This window comes from Streptosporangium sp. LJ11 (assembly GCF_051918945.1).
Taxonomy (GTDB): Bacteria; Actinomycetota; Actinomycetes; order Streptosporangiales; family Streptosporangiaceae; genus Streptosporangium.
Genome location: NZ_JBPXMB010000036.1, coordinates 40591 through 58097 on the forward strand (window position 1 = coordinate 40591; position 17507 = coordinate 58097).

General features: G+C 68.4%; 14 protein-coding genes and 1 pseudogene. 8 read left to right on the forward strand and 7 right to left on the reverse strand.

Annotated features, from left to right (window positions below; all coding sequences use genetic code 11):
* Positions 1-44: 44 nt before the first annotated feature.
* From ACTOQ3_RS37995 to ACTOQ3_RS38025, 7 genes are all read right to left on the reverse strand, one after another.
* On the reverse strand, positions 45-3347 hold the full coding sequence (locus tag ACTOQ3_RS37995) for a GH32 C-terminal domain-containing protein (RefSeq protein ID WP_440088484.1): 3303 nt from the start codon (positions 3345-3347) through the stop codon (positions 45-47).
* Positions 3348-3586: 239 nt separating this feature from the next.
* Positions 3587-4552, reverse strand: coding sequence for a hypothetical protein (locus ACTOQ3_RS38000; protein WP_440088486.1), 966 nt, complete (start codon positions 4550-4552; stop codon positions 3587-3589).
* 1 nt (position 4553) lies between these two features.
* Entirely contained in the window at positions 4554-5402 is an 849-nt protein-coding gene (locus tag ACTOQ3_RS38005; RefSeq protein WP_440088487.1) for a carbohydrate ABC transporter permease, read from the reverse strand.
* 2 nt (positions 5403-5404) lie between these two features.
* Positions 5405-6502, reverse strand: coding sequence for a carbohydrate ABC transporter permease (locus ACTOQ3_RS38010; RefSeq protein WP_440088489.1), 1098 nt, complete (start codon positions 6500-6502; stop codon positions 5405-5407).
* 55 nt (positions 6503-6557) lie between these two features.
* Positions 6558-7841, reverse strand: coding sequence for a sugar ABC transporter substrate-binding protein (locus tag ACTOQ3_RS38015; RefSeq protein ID WP_440088490.1), 1284 nt, complete (start codon positions 7839-7841; stop codon positions 6558-6560).
* Positions 7842-7933: 92 nt separating this feature from the next.
* Positions 7934-8956: a LacI family DNA-binding transcriptional regulator gene (locus ACTOQ3_RS38020; protein ID WP_440088492.1), complete on the reverse strand. Its 1023-nt coding sequence runs from the start codon at positions 8954-8956 to the stop codon at positions 7934-7936.
* A gap of 122 nt (positions 8957-9078) precedes the next feature.
* On the reverse strand, positions 9079-10182 hold the full coding sequence (locus ACTOQ3_RS38025) for a LacI family DNA-binding transcriptional regulator (protein ID WP_440088493.1): 1104 nt from the start codon (positions 10180-10182) through the stop codon (positions 9079-9081).
* Between the two features lie 17 nt (positions 10183-10199).
* Here ACTOQ3_RS38025 and ACTOQ3_RS38030 point away from each other — a divergent pair, with 17 nt between their 5' ends.
* From ACTOQ3_RS38030 to ACTOQ3_RS38065, 8 genes and pseudogenes are all read left to right on the forward strand, one after another.
* Complete coding sequence (locus tag ACTOQ3_RS38030; protein ID WP_440088494.1) at positions 10200-11225, forward strand: sugar ABC transporter substrate-binding protein; 1026 nt, start codon at positions 10200-10202, stop codon at positions 11223-11225.
* Between the two features lie 38 nt (positions 11226-11263).
* Complete coding sequence (locus tag ACTOQ3_RS38035; RefSeq protein WP_440088495.1) at positions 11264-12223, forward strand: ABC transporter permease; 960 nt, start codon at positions 11264-11266, stop codon at positions 12221-12223.
* Positions 12220-12978, forward strand: coding sequence for an ATP-binding cassette domain-containing protein (locus tag ACTOQ3_RS38040; RefSeq protein ID WP_440088497.1), 759 nt, complete (start codon positions 12220-12222; stop codon positions 12976-12978). The genes ACTOQ3_RS38035 and ACTOQ3_RS38040 overlap by 4 nt, the downstream gene beginning before the upstream one ends.
* Entirely contained in the window at positions 12975-13907 is a 933-nt protein-coding gene (locus ACTOQ3_RS38045) for a carbohydrate kinase family protein (RefSeq protein ID WP_440088499.1), read from the forward strand. The genes ACTOQ3_RS38040 and ACTOQ3_RS38045 overlap by 4 nt, the downstream gene beginning before the upstream one ends.
* Before the next feature lie 301 nt (positions 13908-14208).
* Positions 14209-14485: pseudogene (locus ACTOQ3_RS38050) on the forward strand (transposase); the annotation flags it as partial.
* A gap of 110 nt (positions 14486-14595) precedes the next feature.
* Positions 14596-14919 (forward strand): BRCT domain-containing protein, encoded by a 324-nt coding sequence (locus ACTOQ3_RS38055; RefSeq protein WP_440088529.1) that lies wholly within the window; start codon positions 14596-14598, stop codon positions 14917-14919.
* Positions 14920-15138: 219 nt separating this feature from the next.
* Positions 15139-16437 carry an MATE family efflux transporter gene (locus ACTOQ3_RS38060; RefSeq protein WP_440088501.1) on the forward strand — a complete coding sequence of 433 codons (1299 nt, stop codon included), beginning with the start codon at positions 15139-15141 and terminating at the stop codon, positions 16435-16437.
* Positions 16438-16638: 201 nt separating this feature from the next.
* Positions 16639-17451, forward strand: a complete 813-nt coding sequence (locus ACTOQ3_RS38065) for an LLM class flavin-dependent oxidoreductase (protein ID WP_440088503.1) — start codon at positions 16639-16641, stop codon at positions 17449-17451.
* Positions 17452-17507: the final 56 nt, after the last annotated feature.

Below are 17507 nucleotides of genomic sequence, written 5' to 3' on the forward strand. Positions count from 1 at the left end.
GGCGGGAAATCCCGGCCCGCCCCGCGGAGATCGGTGTGGGTGAATCAGTAGGCGGGCTTCATGGCCCAGACCTTCAGGGACTGGACGGTCGCGCCGCCGTCGGCCCACAGGGCCAGGCCCAGAGAGTCGTCCCGGCCGGGGTACACGCGGGTGGTGATGCTCTTCTTGCCGCCGGCGTAGGCCTCGATCATGGACTTGTCGAGGAACACGTCCAGGGTGAGGACGTCACCGTCGAGGGTGGCGGGGCCGCATTGCACACCCAGGTCCGGGGACAGGCTGGACACGCTGCCGGCGCGGGTGCGGTCGACGCAGAAGGTCTTGGCGCCCCGGTCGTAGGACAGGAGCGTCTCCTCCTCTCCGTTCGGGCTGCGCCGGACCTTGATGCCGTACTTGGTCGCCGTGGTCGCCGACATGGTGAGCTGGAGGTGGAGCATGTCGCCCTTGACGCCGCCGAGCTGCTGGTTGGCGGCGGCCAGGTCGGTGACGTTGGTGAGGGAGGCCAGCGGCGCGGTGGTGGTGTGCAGGGAGGCCATCTCGGGCAGCGGGGCGACGCCGAGGTCTCCGTCGGGCCGTAGGGTGACCCGCATCGGCAGACCGGCGTTGTGCGCCCAGCCGGAATCGTGGTGGCCCTGTTCGGTGCGCTTGTCCTGGGCGATGCTGAACACGACCGAGCGGCCCTGTTCGTCGACGAACCCGCTGGGTCCGGTGAAGTGCTCGCCGTAGTCGAACAGCTTCGGCACGGTGGAGTCCGGGGTGAACTTGCGCGTCGCGGCGTTCCAGGAACCGATCCAGTACCAGACGTACTTGACGTTGTGGGGACTGCCGCCCGACCACTGCGGGTTGATCATGAACACGTACTTGCCGCTGTCGCCGAGCGGCAGGAAGACCGGCAGTTCCCAGACCTGGCCGGTCTTGGGGTGGGCCCCGATGTCGCCGACCATGAGCGGACCTTCGTACTTCCAGGTGGTTTGGTCGGTGGAGCTGTAGAGCAGGGCGGTGCCGCCGACATCGGCGCCGCCGGTGGTCTGGACGCCGGAGGCGACGAGCTGGAACCAGGTGCCGCCCTCGCGCCATACGAACGGGTCGCGGAACTCGCCCATCTTGACCTTGCGGCCCGCACCGACGTCGAGAGCGGGCGACTGGACGGTGACGGGGGCAGGGTCCATCTTCCAGTCGCGAAGGTCCTGCTGGCAGGGAAGGGCGGCGCAGCGGGCGATACCGGTGCGCTGGTTGGGATAGACGCTGTCGTCTCCGGCGGTGATGTACAGCAGGGGGTTGCCGTTCGCGTCCTTGGTGGCGCTGCCGGACCACACCCCGTCGGGGGCGACCGACCCGGCGGTGGGGACCAGGGCGGGCGGCAGGTCGCGCCAGTTCACCATGTCGGGGCTGACCTGGTGACCCCAGCCGATGTTGTGCCAGAACGGGCCGTGCTGGTTCTGCTGGTAGAACAGGTGGTACTGGCCGTTGTGGAAGATCGGCGCGTGGGGTTCGTTCATCCAGTGCTCGGGAGCCGAGAAGTGGTACTGCGGCCGGTACTTGTCACCGGTGTAGCGGGCCCGGTTCATCGACAGGTCCGGGGTGGGCACCTTGCCGTCGCCGTAGGAGGTGCGCACCGCGTCGTAGGCGGCGGTGACCTCGGTGCCGATGAGGGCCTTGTCGTATATCTTCACCTCGTCGATGAGGCCGGCGACGGTGTTCACGGGGAACAGCCCGTTGATCACGGCGGCGCGATTGTTCTTGCCGATGACCAGGTCGCCGCCATCAGGAGTGATCGTGCCGGCGGGGACGGTGCGGCTGCCGACCTGGCGGCCGTTGAGGTACAGCTTCATCGAGTGGTCGGCGGCGTTGAAGGTCGCGGCGACATGGGACCAGCGGCGGGCGGGCAGCGAAGCGTCGGCGTCGGCCCACACCGACTGCCAGGAGCCCCCGACCGAGGCCTGGAACGCCCAGGTACCGTGGCGTCCGATACCGAGGATGAAGCCGCGGCCGGCCGCCTGGTCCTGCTGGTTGACGATCGCTTCGAGCTTGCCCTCGTCCCCCCACTCGAACGCGCGGGGGGCGACCCACGCCTCGACGGTGATCGCGTCGGTCGGTGCCGCGAAGCCGGGCCGGGTGACCCAGGTGGAGTAGCCGTCGAACATCAGCGCGTGTGACAGCTTCTTGCCCGCCGGCTCCTGCTGGTACCAGAGCGGGTCGCTGTTCGGCTTGTACTTGGCGTTGGTGAACACGTAGTTGACCGGGTCGCTCCGGCCGCTGACGGTGTCCTTCACCGTGGAGCCGGCGGTCTCGTCGAACGGCCAGTGAGCGACGACGCCGTCGCCGGGCGCGCCGTCGAGGCGAATGTCGTCGAGGTTGATGTGGCCCCAGCCGGCGGTGGCCTGGTCGACGACGCGGATCTGCAGGTCCTGGCCGAGGTAGGCCGAGGCGTCCCAGGTGACGCGGCGGTAGGTCTCGCTGTCGGCACCGGTGGCCTTACGCAGGACGCTGCCGTCGGACGCCTTGACGAGCGCGACGTACAGGGTGTCGGCGTTGTTGCCGCCACCGACGAGGAAGTCGACCTTCCCTGAACCGGACAGCCGGAAGGCGCCGGAGGTGAGGGTGCCGGTGGCCGCGTCCCCGCCGGTCTTGAACCCCCATAGGTGGAAGGTGCCGTGCTGGCCGAAGCAGCAGCCCCAGCCCCAGCCGCTGTCGGCGCTCACCGCGAAGGCACTGCCCGTCTTGGTCCAGCCCGACAGGTCGCCGGTCTCGAAGTCGGGGTTGGTCAGCCCGGCCGGTGGAGGGGACGCCGGCGTGTGGGTGTGGACATCGTCGAGGTTGATGTGGCCCCAGCCGGCGGTGGCCTGGTCGACGACGCGGATCTGCAGGTCCTGGCCGAGGTAGGCCGAGGCGTCCCAGGTGACGCGGCGGTAGGTCTCGCTGTCGGCACCGGTGGCCTTACGCAGGACGCTGCCGTCGGACGCCTTGACGAGCGCGACGTACAGGGTGTCGGCGTTGTTGCCGCCACCGACGAGGAAGTCGACCTGGCCGGTGCCCGACAGGGTGAACGTCGAAGAGGTCAAGGTTCCGGTCGCCGCGTCACCGCCCGCCTTGAATCCCCATACGTGAGAGGTGCCGTGCTGGCCGAAGCAGCAGCCCCAGCCCCAGCCGCTGTCGGTGCTGGCGGCGAAGGCGTTGCCGGTGGCCGTCCAGCCCGACAGGCCGCCGGTCTCGAAGTCGGGGTTGGTCACTTCGGCGGCGGACGCGCCCGCCGTCGAAGTGGGGACGGCGACGGCCAGTCCGAGGACTGTGACAAGTGCCGCCAGGACGGCCGCCGCTCTGGATCTCGCTCTGGTGTGGGGTGGTCTCACGGTTCTTCTCACTTTCGGGCGACGTGGGGGGATCCCGATGTGTCATGCGGGTTAACGTTTGATTCGCACACGTAAAGTAAGTCGAGGAATTATTCGCCGCACTTCTTTGCGCAAAGCCTCGGCGCACACGAAAAAGGCGCCGGTCAATGATTTACGACCGGCGCCTTTTTCCGTGCCTGAACAGCCGATGCCCCTTTTTCAGGGTCCGGCGGTCATTTGACTGTCGTACGGCATGAGGGTCAGTGGACGGCGGCCTCCGTCACGCCGGTACCGACCAGGCCGGCTCCGGGCTCGTAGGTGACCGGGATCGGATCGCACACCTCGCCGACGAAGGAGCCGTCGCCGTCGTTGTTGACGAAGCCGAGCAGCTGCCAAGCGCCGGCGCGGTCCTGGATCAGCCGGCCGCTGTAGAGGGAACGGTCGGCGATGAGGCGGGCGCCGTTCTGGATGTCGAAGGGGCCCAGCACCGAGGAGCCCGGGGCGGACCATACTCCGCCGGCCCGGTCGGTCCTGCTGTTGGCCAGTTCGCCCTCCATGCAGGAGAACAGCAGGACGGGATGGCCGTCGACGACCTCGACCTGGGGGACTTCCAGGTGGCCGAAGCCCGACGGGCCGCTGAGAGGAGGCTTTGTCTCCCAGGCGGTGAGGTCATGGCTGCGCAGGTGGCCGATGACGCCGCGGTCGTCGGCCGGGCCGGTGGCCGCGCGGGCGGTGACGAGCATGTGCCAGCCGTCGCCGCCGGGGTCGGCGAACACCCATGGATCGCGCCAGGCCTCGTCGAACCAGCTGGCCGGATCCAGTTTCTCGTACCAGCGGGAGTCGGCTTCGGCGATCGGGTTGCCGGGATGGCGGTGCCAGGTGATCATGTCGTCGGAGGTGGCCAGGCCGATCCGCTGGATGAGGCCGTTCTCGTGCCGGGACACGCCGGTGTAGTACATCATCCATTTCTCCGGTCCCCGCACCACCGAGCCGGTCCAGGTCGCCAGGTCGTCCCACGCGTCGTGGTCGGCGGCGACCAGTGCGTCGGGAAGGAGGCTCCATGAGGTCAGATCGGTCGAGACCGCGTGCCCGATGGAGGCGCGATGGTGGCGCCGTCCGGGATCGTGCAGCGCCCGTGAGGCGCGCAGGAAGAACAGGTGGAAATCGGTTCCGTCATCGGCGAGCCAGATATCCCAGACCCAGTGGTCGGAAAGCCGCAGTGCCATTTCAGCCTTTCAGTCCGGTGCTGGCGATGCTCGTCATGAACGCGCGTTGGAAGACGAAGAAGAGAATGAGAACGGGAACAGTGATCATGGATGAATAGGCCATGACCTCGCCCCAGACGATTTTGAGCTGGAAGAAGTACTGGACGCCGACCTGTACGGGGCGAAGGTCCTCGTCCTGAACCGTCATGAGAGGCCACAGGTACTGGTTCCACGCGGGCAGCGCGGTCAGCAGGGCGACGGTGGCGACCACCGGCCCGGACAGCGGGATGGCCACGCGCCGGTAGATGGTGAACCAGCCGCACCCGTCGATACGTGCGGCCTCGTCCAGTTCCACGGGAATCTGTTTGAAGTGCTGGTGGAACAGGAAGATCGAGAATCCGTTCGCGATGAACGGAACGATCTGTACCCGGTAGGTGTTCAGCCAGCCGAGTTCCAGGCCGTGGGCGGTGAGCCAGGGCAGCTTGGACGCCCAGAACAGCAGCGGTACCGCGATCGTCTCGAACGGCAGGATGAGCGTGGCGATGACCATGCCGAGGATCAACGGCCCGAAGCGCCACCGCAGCCGGGCCAGGGCGAATCCTGCCAGGCTGTTGACCAGCAGCCCGAACAGGACGATGCAGGCTGTGACGATGACCGAGTTCAGCATGAATCGGGTGGCCGGGACCTTGTCGAACACGGCCGTGTAGTTGTCGAGGGAGACGTCGCCGACGGGCAGGACCGCTCTGGCCGATCCCAGGTCGCCGAAGATCTGGTCGTCGGGCTTGAGCGAGGAGACGAGCATGAACACGACGGGGAGGGAGAAGACGACGGCGAACAGCAGTAGGAGCAGGTAGGTGAGCGCCCTACGCATGATCATGTCCTTTCCCGCAGCAGGCGGCGCTGGACCAGGTTGACGGCCAGCACCAAGAGGAAGAAGACGAGGCTGATGGCCGCGCCATAGCCGATCTGCTGCTCCCGGAAGCCCTTGCGGACCGCGTGATAGACGACGGTGGTGGTGGCGTCGAGGGGGCCACCTTGGGTCATGACGTCGATCTGGGTGAACAGGCCGAGTGCCGCCAGCGTGATGGTCACGATGACGAAGACCCGGGTCGGTCTCAGGCAGGGCCAGGTGATGTGCCGGAACAACTGGAGACGTGCGGCGCCGTCGATCTTCGCGGCTTCGTACAGTGCGGGCGGGATGGTCTGGAGCCCGGCCAGCCAGACGACCATGTGGAAGCCGACGCCTTGCCAGACCGACATCAGCATGATGGCGGGCATCGCGGTCTGCGCGTTGCCCAGCCAGTCGACGGCGTCCCAGGACCCGAACGTGAGGGTGCCGAGCATCGAGTTGATCAGCCCGTCCGGCTGGTACATGAACCGCCAGAGGATCGACACCACGACCATGGAGGTGACGACGGGCATGAAGTAGAGCGTGCGGAAGATCCGGATTCCGCGGAGCCTGGCGTTCACCAGCAGTGCCAGCAGCAGGCCGAGACCGCCTTGGACCGGGACGACGACGAGGGCGAACAGGAACGTGTTACGCAGGGACTTCCAGAACGTGGGGTCACCTGCCAGGACCACGGTCCGGTCCTCATCGGAGGAGTCGTAGGTGAACAGGACGGACTTCTCCTCGTACTGCGGATAGCCCGACCCCTTCCTGGTGTAGTCGCGGACCGGCGGATAGTCCGTGGCGCCCGGCTCTTTGTGCTGGTCCAGAACGCTGACGCTCAGCAGCTTGCCGATGTTCTGGGTGCCGGTCATCCTGGGCGGATCGGGGGATATGAGCCGGGAGTTGGTGAAGGACAGGTAGAACGCCAGCACGACCGGCACGGCGATGAACAAGATGAGCAGAACGACGGCGGGCGCGGTCATGAGGAACGCGGTGAATCCGTCGCTTCGGCGCCGTTTCGCCGCCCGGCGGTGGTCCGGTTTTTCGGGCGCGTCCCGGCGCGCCGGGGTGGTGACGACCACGGGGTCTCCTTGGGGTCGTTCGCCGGGGGTCCGGTACGGACCCCCGGCGGGTCCGTCAGAACCCGTAGTTGTCGTTGGAGCCGATGTCGGCGTTGATCTGGTCCACGGCCGCATCGAGCGTGGTCTTGACCGGGGCACCGTTCATGATGTTCTGGGCCGCCTTCTCGAACGCACTGGAGATCGCCGGGTAGGCGGGCGTCGGCGGACGGACGAGCGCGAACTGACGGGAGAAGTCACCGAAGACGCGCAGGTCGCCACCGGTCCTGTACTTGTCGGTCAGCGCCGCGGCCTCCTCCGTGGCCGGAATGAGGCCGATCTTGTTGGAGAACTGGGCGATGTACTTGGCGTTCAGCGAGAACTCCAGGTACTTGCGGGCGCCGTCCTGGTCCTTGCAGGAATCGGTGATGGCCCACTGCCAGGAGGCGCCGCCGATCTTCGGCCCGGCCCCCAGGTCGGGCGGCGGCAGGAACAGCAGGTCGTCGCCGAACGCCTTCTGGGCGTCGGCGGCACCCCAGTTGCCGTTCCAGGCCAGCGCGGCCTTGCCCTTCAGGAAGGCGATGCGGTCGGCGGCCTCGTGCGGGTTGGCCAGCTTCCTCTCGAACAGGCTGTGCCACCATTCGCCCCACTTGACCGCCTCGGGGCCGTTCAGCTTGCCCTCGGCGGTGGTCATCGAGGAGCGGTCGATCAGGTCGCCGCCGAAGCTCTGCAGCAGCGGGGAGAAGGCGTAGGGCCACCACTCCCCGCCGCCGCCGGTGCCCAGGTCGAGGGCATAGTCGTAGTCGGCCTTGAGCTTGACGAGGGCGGCGTCGAACTCCTTCAGCGTCCACGGCCGGTCGGTCGTCGGGATGCGGATGTCGTTCTTGTCGAGTACGGACCTGCGGCCGTAGATCCCGACCGCGGCGTCGAAGTGGCCGACGGAGTAGATGGTGTCCTTGAACTTTCCGACCGTGCTCGGTAGCAGCTTGTCGGTGGTGGCAGTCGGCAGGCCGAGCGGCGCCAGGTACTTGGCCCAGGCCCAGTTGGGGACCGTGGGACCGTCGGCGTCCAGGATGCACGGCAGCTTGCCGGAGACCGCGGCTCCGGTCACGGCGTCGTTGTAGGCGCCCTGCGGGAACGCCTCGTAGGTGACCTTGTACTCCCGCTGGGAGGAGTTGAAGTCGTCGATGATCCGCTGGACGATCGCGAGCTCGTCGGGGTTGCCCGCCGAGTGGGTCCAGAGCTTCAGCGTCTTGACGCCGCCGGAGGTGTCGTCCGCCGCGTCGCCCGACGATCCGCATCCGGTGATTAAGGACGTCATGGTGACGGCGGATAGGATGCCGCCCAAGAGGGTGCGCTTCACGGTGTCTCCTTCTCAGTCCCCGGCGTGCCGAGGACCGCTTTACGGCTGTGGCGCAGCCGTGGGGTGTTTGTGTAAAGGTCCGCCGACGCGTGTCAGCGCGCCGGCGGACCAACCGAGTCCCGCCTGATCAGCGGGCAGGGCATCAGGTGCCGGGAGTCTTCGTCACGAGGGTTGTCCTCGATCAGATCCAGCAACGCGCGTGCCGCCCAGGCGCCCATCTCGTAGTGGGGCAGCGCGACGGTCGTGAGGGCGGGGAACAGCTCGGGGGCGATGAGGTCCTGGTTGTCGTAGCCGACCACTGAGAGATCGCGGGGGATGCTCACCCCCCGTTCGGCCGCGGCACGGTAGCAGCCCATCGCCATCCGGTCGTTGTAACAGAAGATCGCCGTCGGCGGCTCGGGGAGCGCGAGCAGGCGGTGCGCGGCGCGGTAGCCGCCGGCGGTGTCGCCGTGCTCGGCGATCACGAGAGCGGGATCCCAGGCGATACCGGCCGGCTTCAGTGCCTGGGCATAGCCCTCCAACCGCCGACCGGCCGCCGGAACCGGCAACGCCTCGGTCGCGAAACCGATGCGCCGGTGCCCGGCCGAGATGAGTTCACCGACCGCGGCCAGGGCTCCGCCGCGCTCGTCGGGCACCACGTGGGGCAGGTCCGTGCCGAGCGGGCTGGCATCCAGCAGAACCGTCTTGACCTTCGCCAGGGCGGCGGGAAGTTCGACTTCCTGGTGGTACATCGTGGCGAACAGCACTCCGTCGACCTGCCTTTTGAGCAGCTCGGACACGGTGCGTTCCTGCACGTCCCGGTCGCCGCCGGTGTTGACCAGGACCAGCAGGTAACCCGCCTGCCAGGCCGTCTCCTGGGCGCCTTGGATCATGCGGCCGGCGAACGGCGTGGTCGCTATCACGTCGCTGACGAACCCGATCGTCTGGGTTCTGCGGGTGCGCAGACTGCGGGCGATCGGATCGGAGGTGTATCCCAGCTGCTCGGCCGCGTCGATGATCCGCTGTCGCGTCTCCGCGCCCACCCGGACACCGTCGACGTTGTTCAGGACCACCGAGACCGTGGTGGTCCCGACTCCTGCCAACCTGGCGACGTCCTTGATCCTTGGTCGTGTCATCCCAGTCCTGAAGAATCGATTCACTGAAACGATTCTTCATAGTGGGGACGTGAACTACGTCTCGCAAGCCCCTGTTTCCGAACTGTTACCTGCGGATGAACGCGCCGTACGACGCGCGGAGGTCACCTGACGCAGCCGCAGGAGTCCCGGTGCATGAGGCGGGGCTTGAGCCGGACGCTGCGGGGCGGCTGGTCGGGGTCGGAGATCCGCTCGGCCAGCAGGCGCACCGAGTGGGTCGCGATCTCGAGGATCGGCTGGGCGATCGCCGTCAGCCGGGGCCGGAAGATCGATGCCCATTCGAAGTCGTCGAACACCGTGAGCGCCATGTCCTCCGGTACCCGGACGCCGCGCCGATCGAGTGCCCGCATCACCCCGATGGTCATATGGTTGTTGGCGACGAAGAGGGCGGTCGGCGGGTCCGGCAGCTCCAGCAGGGTGGTGACGGCGATCTCGGCGGCCGCGGCGTTCGACCGCCCGCTGCCGACGAGTCCGGGGTCGAAGGTCAGCCCGCCCCGGGCCAGGCCCACCTGGTAGCCCTTCAGCCGCTCCGCCGACGTGATCAGGGTGCCGCGGCCGGCGATGATCCCGATTCTGCGGTGCCCGAGCTGGGCCAGATGCAACACCAGGTGGGCGCTGGACTCCACGTTCTCGGTTCCGACCTGGTCGAACCGCGTCGAGGCACATCGATCGACCAGCACGGTCGGGATGTTCAACTCGTCGAGGTAGCGCAGCGACGGCGACCCGGGGCCGTGTGCCTCGGTCGCGAGCAGGATCCCGTCCACTCGCCGCTGGTGCAGCGCCTGAACCACTTTGAGTTCCTCACCGGCGTCGTCGTGCGTGTCGGTCAGGAGAAGGGTGTATCCGGCCAGCCGGACCTGCGCCTCCAGCGCCGCCACCAGGTCGGCGAAGTAGAAGTTGGAGATCGCCGAGATCGCCAGCCCGATCGTCTTGGTGCTGGAGGTGACGAGCGATCGCGCGATGTCGTTCTGGATGTATCCGGTCGACTCGATGGCGGCCAGAACCCGTTGCCGGGTCTCGTCGGCGACGAACCGCGTCCCGTTGATCACATGGGACACCGTCGAGACGGAAACCCCGGCTTGACGTGCGACATCAGTCATTGTGGCCATGTTCGTTCCTCGAAGTCGATCTTTGCGCAAACGTTTGCGCGAGCGTTTTCGCGTCTGCAAGATAACGCTCACGCAATCGGGGTGTAACCCCCGGTACATCCCAGAGGAGCACTGACATGATCCGCAGCGGCCTCACCTTCGCCCTGATCGGAGTCCTCGCTTTCGCCGCCACCGCGTGTGGTGAGGGATCGAGGAAATCCGAAACCGAGCAGGGTGGCACCACGAAGGTCGGCCTGATCACCAAGACCCAGACCAACCCGTTCTTCGTGAAGATGAAGGAGGGTGCCCAGAAGCAGGCGACCGCCGACGGCCTCTCCCTCATGACCGCGGCCGGCAAGTTCGACGGCGACAACGAGGGCCAGGTCACCGCGATCGAGAACATGGTCGCGGCGGGCGTCAAAGGTATTCTCATCACCCCCAGCGACACCAAGGCCATCATCCCGGCGATCGCGAAGGCCCGCGCCAAGGGCGTCCTGGTCGTCGCGCTCGACACCCCCACCGACCCGCAGGACGCCACCGACGCGCTGTTCGCCACCGACAACTTCAAGGCCGGCGAGCTGATCGGCCAGTACGCGAAGGCCAAGACCGCCGGGCAGACTCCAAAAATCGCGATGCTCGACCTCGCACCCGGCGTCAGCGTCGGCACCCTGCGCCACAACGGGTTCCTCAAGGGGTTCGGCGTCACGGCGGTTGACGCCTCCGCCTCGGCCCCGGCCACCTCCAAGGAGGTCGTGTGCGCCGCCGACACCGGTGGCGACCAGGCCAAAGGCCAGACCGCGATGGAGAACTGCCTGCAAAAAGCGCCCGACCTCAACATCGTCTACACGATCAACGAGCCCGCCGCGCTCGGCGCCTACACCGCGCTGAAGGCCAAGGGCCTGGAGAAGAAGGTTCTCGTCGTCTCCGTCGACGGCGGCTGCACCGGCGTCAAGGGTGTCAAGGACGGGCAGATCGCCGCGACCTCGCAGCAGTACCCGTTGAAGATGGCGGCACTGGGCGTGAACGCCGTCGCCAAATTCGCCAAGGAGGGCGTCAAGGTCTCCGGCTACACCGACACGGGCGTCACTCTCGTGACCGACCAGTCCGTCGCCGGTGTGGACGCGAAGGACACCACCTTCGGCCTTGAGAACTGCTGGGGCTGACCGCAGTGACGTCCTTCGTCGCCAGTCGACTGCGAGCCGTGTCCTCGCGGCTCGTGGTCCCGTCTGGTTCCACGTTCGGGCCGCTCGCGGCCCTGTTCCTGGCCTGCGTCTTCTTCGCCACGCAGTCCGACAACTTCCTGTCAGGCGGCAACCTCGCCCTGGTGATCCAGCAAGTAATGATCGTCGGAACCCTGGCCATCGGCCAGACTCTGATCATCCTGACCGCCGGGATCGATCTGGCCTGCGGCGCGATCATGGCGTTCGGCGGCGTCCTCATGGCCAAACTCGCGGTGGACGCGGGCTGGCCGCCGCTGCTGGCCATCGCCGCGGGGATCGGTGTCTGCGCGCTCTTCGGACTGGCCAACGGGCTGCTCGTCACGAAGATCTCACTGCCGCCGTTCATCGTGACGCTCGGCGTGCTCAACGTGGCGTTCGCGCTCACCCACATCTACTCCAACGAGCAGACCATCAGCGGGCTGCCGACCGAGCTGACCGCTCTCGGGAACACCTTCCCGCTCGGCGGCACCGATGTCACCTACGGGTCGGTGCTGATGATCGTACTGTTCCTGGTGTTCGCGTACGTCCTGGGCCAGACGGCCTGGGGCCAGCATGTGTACGCCGTCGGCAACGAGCCCGAGGCCGCCCGCCTCACGGGCATCCCCGTCGAGCGCCGGCTCCTGACGGTCTACACCGTCGCGGGGGCCGTCTACGGAATCGCGGCGCTGCTGCTCATCGCCCGCACCGGCGTCGGTGACCCCCAGGCGGGCCAGACCGACAACCTCGACTCCATCACCGCGGTGGTGCTCGGCGGCACCAGCCTGTTCGGCGGCCGCGGCCGCGTCATCGGCACACTGATCGGCGCCCTGCTCGTCGGCATCATCCGCAACGGTCTTCAGCTGATGGGTGTCCCGTCGATCTACCAGATCCTCATCACCGGCATTCTCGTCATCCTGGCCGTCACGGTCGACCAGCTCTCCAGGAAGAGGTCCAGGCGATGACCGGCGAACCGGTTCTCAAGGCTCAAGGGCTGATCCAGCGGTACGGCCCGGTCACCGCTCTCAACGGATGCGACTTCGAGCTGATGCCCGGCGAGGTCCTCGCCGTCATCGGTGACAACGGCGCCGGCAAGTCGTCGCTGATCAAGGCGCTGACCGGAGCGACCCGGCCCGACGAGGGCGAGATCTTCCTGGACGGGCGGCGCGTGAGCTTCCGGTCGCCCCTCGACGCCCGCCGCCTCGGCATCGAGACGGTCTATCAGAACCTCGCCGTCGCGCCCGCCCTCGACATCGCCGCCAACCTGTACCTGGGCCGGGAGAAGCGCCGCAAAGGCGTGCTCGGCTCGGTGTTCCGGATGCTCGACAAGCCCGTGATGCGTGCCGAATCCGCTCGCCACATGAGCGAACTCAACATCGGCCTCCAGTCGATGGCCGGCGCGGTGGAGAACCTGTCGGGCGGGCAACGCCAGGGCATCGCGGTCGCCCGCGCCGCGGCGTGGGCCAGCCATGTGGTCATCATGGACGAGCCGACCGCGGCGCTCGGGGTCAAGGAGTCCGCACAGGTACTGGAACTGATCGCGCGGGTTCGTGGCAGGGGCCTGCCGGTCGTGCTGATCAGCCACAACATGCCGCACGTATTCGAGATCGCCGACCGTATCCATATCCAACGCCTCGGTAAACGCGCGGGCGTCGTCAGACCCTCCGATCACACGATGTCCGACGTTGTCGCGATCATGACTGGAGCCGTCCAACTATGATCTCGGTCATCGGGGAGACCGTGGCGGACACCTTCATGCCCGCCCAGCAGCCCACACCGGGCGGACTCGACCTGCGGGTGCGACCCGGCGGCGGCCCCGCCAACACCGCCGTCGCCCTCGGCAGGCTCGGCACGCCCGTCGCCTTCGTCGGCCGGATTCCGCGCGGACCGCTGGGCGAACTGCTCCGCACCCACCTCGCCGACTCCCACGTCGACCTGTCACGCCTCGTCACCGCCGCCGAACAGTCGACGCTGGCGATCACCGCCGTCGACGAGGCAGGCCACGCTCAATACTCCTTTTATGCGACCGGCACTGCCGACTTCCAATGGACTGCCGGCGAACTCGCCGGTGCGGTGCCTCTCGAGGCCGTCTGCGTCCACGCCGGCTCCCTGGCCCTCGCCCTGGAACCCAGCGGCCCTCTTATCGAGAAAACGCTGCGAGAGCGGCGCGTCAACGCGACCATCTCGATCGACCCGAACATCCGGCCCGGCATCGTCTCCGCGGAGCGCTACCGCGAACTGCTGCCCGGCTGGACCTCGGTGGCCGATGTGTTCCGTCTCAGTTCTGACGACCTGGCTCTCCTACGCCCCGGCGTGAGCCTGCCCCAAGCGTGCGACGAATGGCATGCGCACGGCGTCCGCCTCGTCGTGGTGACCTGCGGAGCAGACGGCGCCTACGCCTCACTCGACGGACAGCGCCACCAGGTGCCCGCTCGCCCGATCACCCCCGTCGACACCATCGGCGCGGGCGACGCGTTCACCGCGGGACTGCTCCACCGCCTCCACGCCGATGGCGTCCTCGGCGGACGGCTACCCGGGCTCGATCCAGGTCTTCTCATGAGAGCCTTGACCTTCGCCTCCGACGTCGCCGCAGAAACCTGCCGTAAAGAGGGCGCCGACCCACCCCGCCTCACGGACCTGGCAGCCTGAACGTCGCCCTTGGCACCCGCCGCCATGCAAATCTCGACTCTGGGCGTCGTGGCACGCGTCACGCCGCCCAGATCGTCGGCGTCTCTCTGTCCACGCTGAGCAATGTGCCGAACAATTCCGAGCTCGTGGCCGAGGGAACGCGCCGTTGCGTCTTGGAGGTCATGAAGCAGATCGAGGATTTGAACCGCCTACGCCCGATGAACCTGCGGGCCGACCAATGGGACTGTACGGTTTTCGGCTCTGTCTCGTATCCGGTGGTAACGCAAGATGCTGATGGGTCACGCTGGGTCGTGCATGATGTCGACGAGCTTGTGAATACAGTGTTTTCGGGCTCATCGACGCCGAAACGCGCGAGCGTATCGACGTCCTGCCCGGCCGCACCGCTGATGTGCTGGGAGCCTGATTGCGCACCCATTCTGGGGTGCAGATCGTGTGCCGGGACGGCTCCGGCGCCTACGCCGAAGCGATCCGCCGCGCCCTGCCGGACGCCGTCCAGGTCGCCGACCGCCGGCCATCTGTGGCACAACTTCGGCGAGGCCGTACTGAAAGAGGTCGCCGCACACGGCGCCTGCCGGGCCAAGGCCGGGCCGCCGCTGCGCAGACCATTTCCACCATCACCGACAAGGTGCTGGCCGAGCTGGTAGAGCTGGCACCGCTGATCGACAAGCTGGTGGCGGCCGGGGTCACCATGACCCCACCCGCCGCCCCCGGCCCTGACACCGGCGGCCCTGACACCGACGCCGAGGCGAGCGACGTGTCTGAGCTGCCGCTGGCCGGGATGTCCGTCGTGGTCACCGGTGCGATGAGCGGAGCGCTGGAGGCGCTGACCCGCAACCAGATGAACGAGCTGATCGAACGCGCCGGAGGCAGGTCCTCCTCCAGCGTCTCGGCCAAGACGTCGCTGCTGGTGGCCGGGGAGAAGGCGGGCTCCAAGCGGGCCAAGGCCGAGAGCCTGGGCGTGCGGATCGTCGGCCCTGAGGAGTTCGCCGCCCTCGTCGGCCCCTTCATCTGATCAGGGGCCGGAGACGGCTCCTCTGGTCGGCGAGCTCGGATCAGCCGCGTGGCGATCTCTTCGCAGGGGCCTGCGCGAGGTGGACCGGCCGAGACGATGACGGCGGCGGCGCGACGCCGCTCATGATCGGAGCCGTGACCGGCTCGGCGATCGTCACGCGAACCGGGTGGTATACTGATCATGCATCCCGGGCGGGCGACCCCCCGGGATTTTGTGTTCATGTCCTCTCCTCATCGCGCCATCCTGAGCGCGGCCGTTCCCCTTTTCCTGTCCATGAGTGCCGGGATCATCGCCCAGCTCGTCAGCACCGCCCTGCTCGGCCACCGGGCGACGGCGGCGCTGGCCGCCTTCGCGCTCGCCGGTGCCGTCCTCAACCCGGTCACCGCCGCGGTGGCCGCCGGGCTGCGCGGCATGACACCGTTCGTGGCGCCCCATCGGGAGAACCCGGTCGAGGCGCTGCCGATCCTGCGTGACGCGCGCTGGCTGACCGTCGCGCTCGGTACGGCGGGTGCCGGTGTCGTGCTCTGCGTCCCGCTGATCGCGCGGGCGAGCGGGGTACCCGGCGAGGTGACGGCCGAGTTCGGCATGTTGCCGCCGCTCCTGGCGCTGAACGTGCTGTTGTTGTCCGCGGGCGGCGGTGCCAACGCGACGCTGGTCGCGCTGGGCCGCAGCCGGCAGGTGCTCTGGTCGAGCCTGTCGAGCACGGCCGCCGAGGTGGCCCTGCTCGTCGCCCTCGTGCCCAGGCTGGGCGTCCACGGCGCCGGCATCGCGCTGGTGGTCTCCACGGCCGTCGCCGTGACGGTGTCGAACGTCTGCCTGCTGCGCGTCCCCGGACTGGCCGGGCAGCCGCTGTGGCCCGGACGCCCCCGGTCACGCGAGATCCTGAGCATGGCCCGGGTGGGCATCCCGCTGTCCGCCACCGTGCTGATCAAGTTCACGGTCCTGGGCAGCCTGACCTACGTCGTCGCGCGGACGGGCGCGCAGGGGGCGGCCGCACACGCGATCCTCAGATCGCTGGCCGAGTTCCTGGCGCTGACCGCCTTCGCCGTCGGCCAGGCGTCGGCGCCGGAGATCGCCAGAGCCACCTCTCCCGCCGCCGCCCGCCTGGTCAACCGGGTGGCGCTGTTGCTCGCGGCCGCCGGAGCGGTCGCGGGCGCACTCGTGCTGACCTTCTTCGGCACCTTCGTGATCGGTCTGTTCACCTCGGACGCGGAGGTGCTGGCCCTGGCCTTCACGCTGGTGCCGCTGCTGGCCCTCTACGCCACCGCGAACAGCTGCGGGATCGCGATGTCCGCCGGCCTGACCGGGCTCAGGCGCCCGGCCTGGGGCCTGGGGTCGGCCGTGGCGGGGTACGGCCTGCTCGCTCTGGCGGCGGCTCCGGTGACGGCGGCCTGGGGGCTGGCCGGCCTGTGGGCGGCGCTGGCCGCCACGGGCGTGCTCATCCTCGTACTGCAGGGCGGCGGTTTCCTCCGGCACAGCGCGCGGGTGGGCGTACCCGCGGAACCCGTGCGGGTGTGAGCTGGGGTGGGGGAGGGGATGCGGTGGTGGGTAGAATGGTGGCACTCCAAGGATCGCGCTCCCCGGAAAGACGTCGCAGTACGGGAGCGCGCCGCGCACGGTGACCGTGTCCGGTGCTGGAAGGGCGGCAGTTCCCATCGCATGCCCTTCTGGAGGTTGGATTCCATGAACATAGGTCTTGGTTTGCCCATCAGCGATCCTTTGTCGCTGTTTTCCTGGGCCCGGCGTGCCGACGCCGGCCCCTTCACCACCCTCGGCCTGCTCGACCGTCTCGTCTACTCGAACCCCGAGCCCCTGATCACGCTGGCGGCCATCGCGGGGGCCACCTCGCGGATCCGCGTACAGACCGAGGTGCTGCTCGGTCCCCTTCGCGAGTCGGTGCTGCTCGCCAAGCAGGCCGTGACCCTGGACCGCATGTCCGGCGGCCGTTTCACCCTCGGCGTCGGGATCGGGACACGCCAGGACGACTACCTTGCCGCGGGGGTCGACGTCCGGGGACGCGGGCACCGGCTCGACCGGCAGCTGGCGACGCTGCGGCGCGTCTGGTCCGGTGAGCCCTACAGCGAGGAGGTCGGCCCGATCGGCCCGGCTCCCGTCCGCGAGGGCGGCCCGGAGATCCTGATCGGCGCCTTCGCCCCCGCCTCCGTGGAGCGCGTCGCCCAATGGGGGGACGGGTACCTGTGCGCCGCGCCCGCCGGCATGGCCGACGGGCTCATGCGCGACGTCGAGAGGTCCTGGACCCAGGCGGGACGGTACGGACGGCCTCGCATGGTCGCGCAGGTCAACGTCGCCCTCGGCCCCGAGAACACCGTCCGGGACGCCACGGAGGCGATCACCTCCTACTACGGCTTCCTGGGCGACACCACCCGGGTCGTCGAGAACATGCTCACCACGCCGGAGCGGATCCGTGACGCGATCGGCGCGTTCACGGACCTCGGCGCCGACGAGGTGATGCTCTACTGCTGGGCCCGTGACCCCGACCAGGTCGACCGTCTCGCCGACCTGGTCGTCTGACGGCCACGGCGGACGGCCGGGGAGGGGCTTTCCGGACCCCCGCCGGCGCCGCCTCC

Coding starts and splice junctions, on each gene's coding strand:
- ACTOQ3_RS38000 (WP_440088486.1), bottom strand. CDS start 4,552: ATGGCACTGCGGCTTTCCGACCACTGGGTCTGGGATATCTGGCTCGCC.
- ACTOQ3_RS38005 (WP_440088487.1), bottom strand. CDS start 5,402: ATGCGTAGGGCGCTCACCTACCTGCTCCTACTGCTGTTCGCCGTCGTC.
- ACTOQ3_RS38020 (WP_440088492.1), bottom strand. CDS start 8,956: ATGACACGACCAAGGATCAAGGACGTCGCCAGGTTGGCAGGAGTCGGG.
- ACTOQ3_RS38025 (WP_440088493.1), bottom strand. CDS start 10,182: ATGTACCGGGGGTTACACCCCGATTGCGTGAGCGTTATCTTGCAGACG.
- ACTOQ3_RS38030 (WP_440088494.1), top strand. CDS start 10,200: ATGATCCGCAGCGGCCTCACCTTCGCCCTGATCGGAGTCCTCGCTTTC.
- ACTOQ3_RS38040 (WP_440088497.1), top strand. CDS start 12,220: ATGACCGGCGAACCGGTTCTCAAGGCTCAAGGGCTGATCCAGCGGTAC.
- ACTOQ3_RS38045 (WP_440088499.1), top strand. CDS start 12,975: ATGATCTCGGTCATCGGGGAGACCGTGGCGGACACCTTCATGCCCGCC.
- ACTOQ3_RS38055 (WP_440088529.1), top strand. CDS start 14,596: ATGACCCCACCCGCCGCCCCCGGCCCTGACACCGGCGGCCCTGACACC.
- ACTOQ3_RS38060 (WP_440088501.1), top strand. CDS start 15,139: ATGTCCTCTCCTCATCGCGCCATCCTGAGCGCGGCCGTTCCCCTTTTC.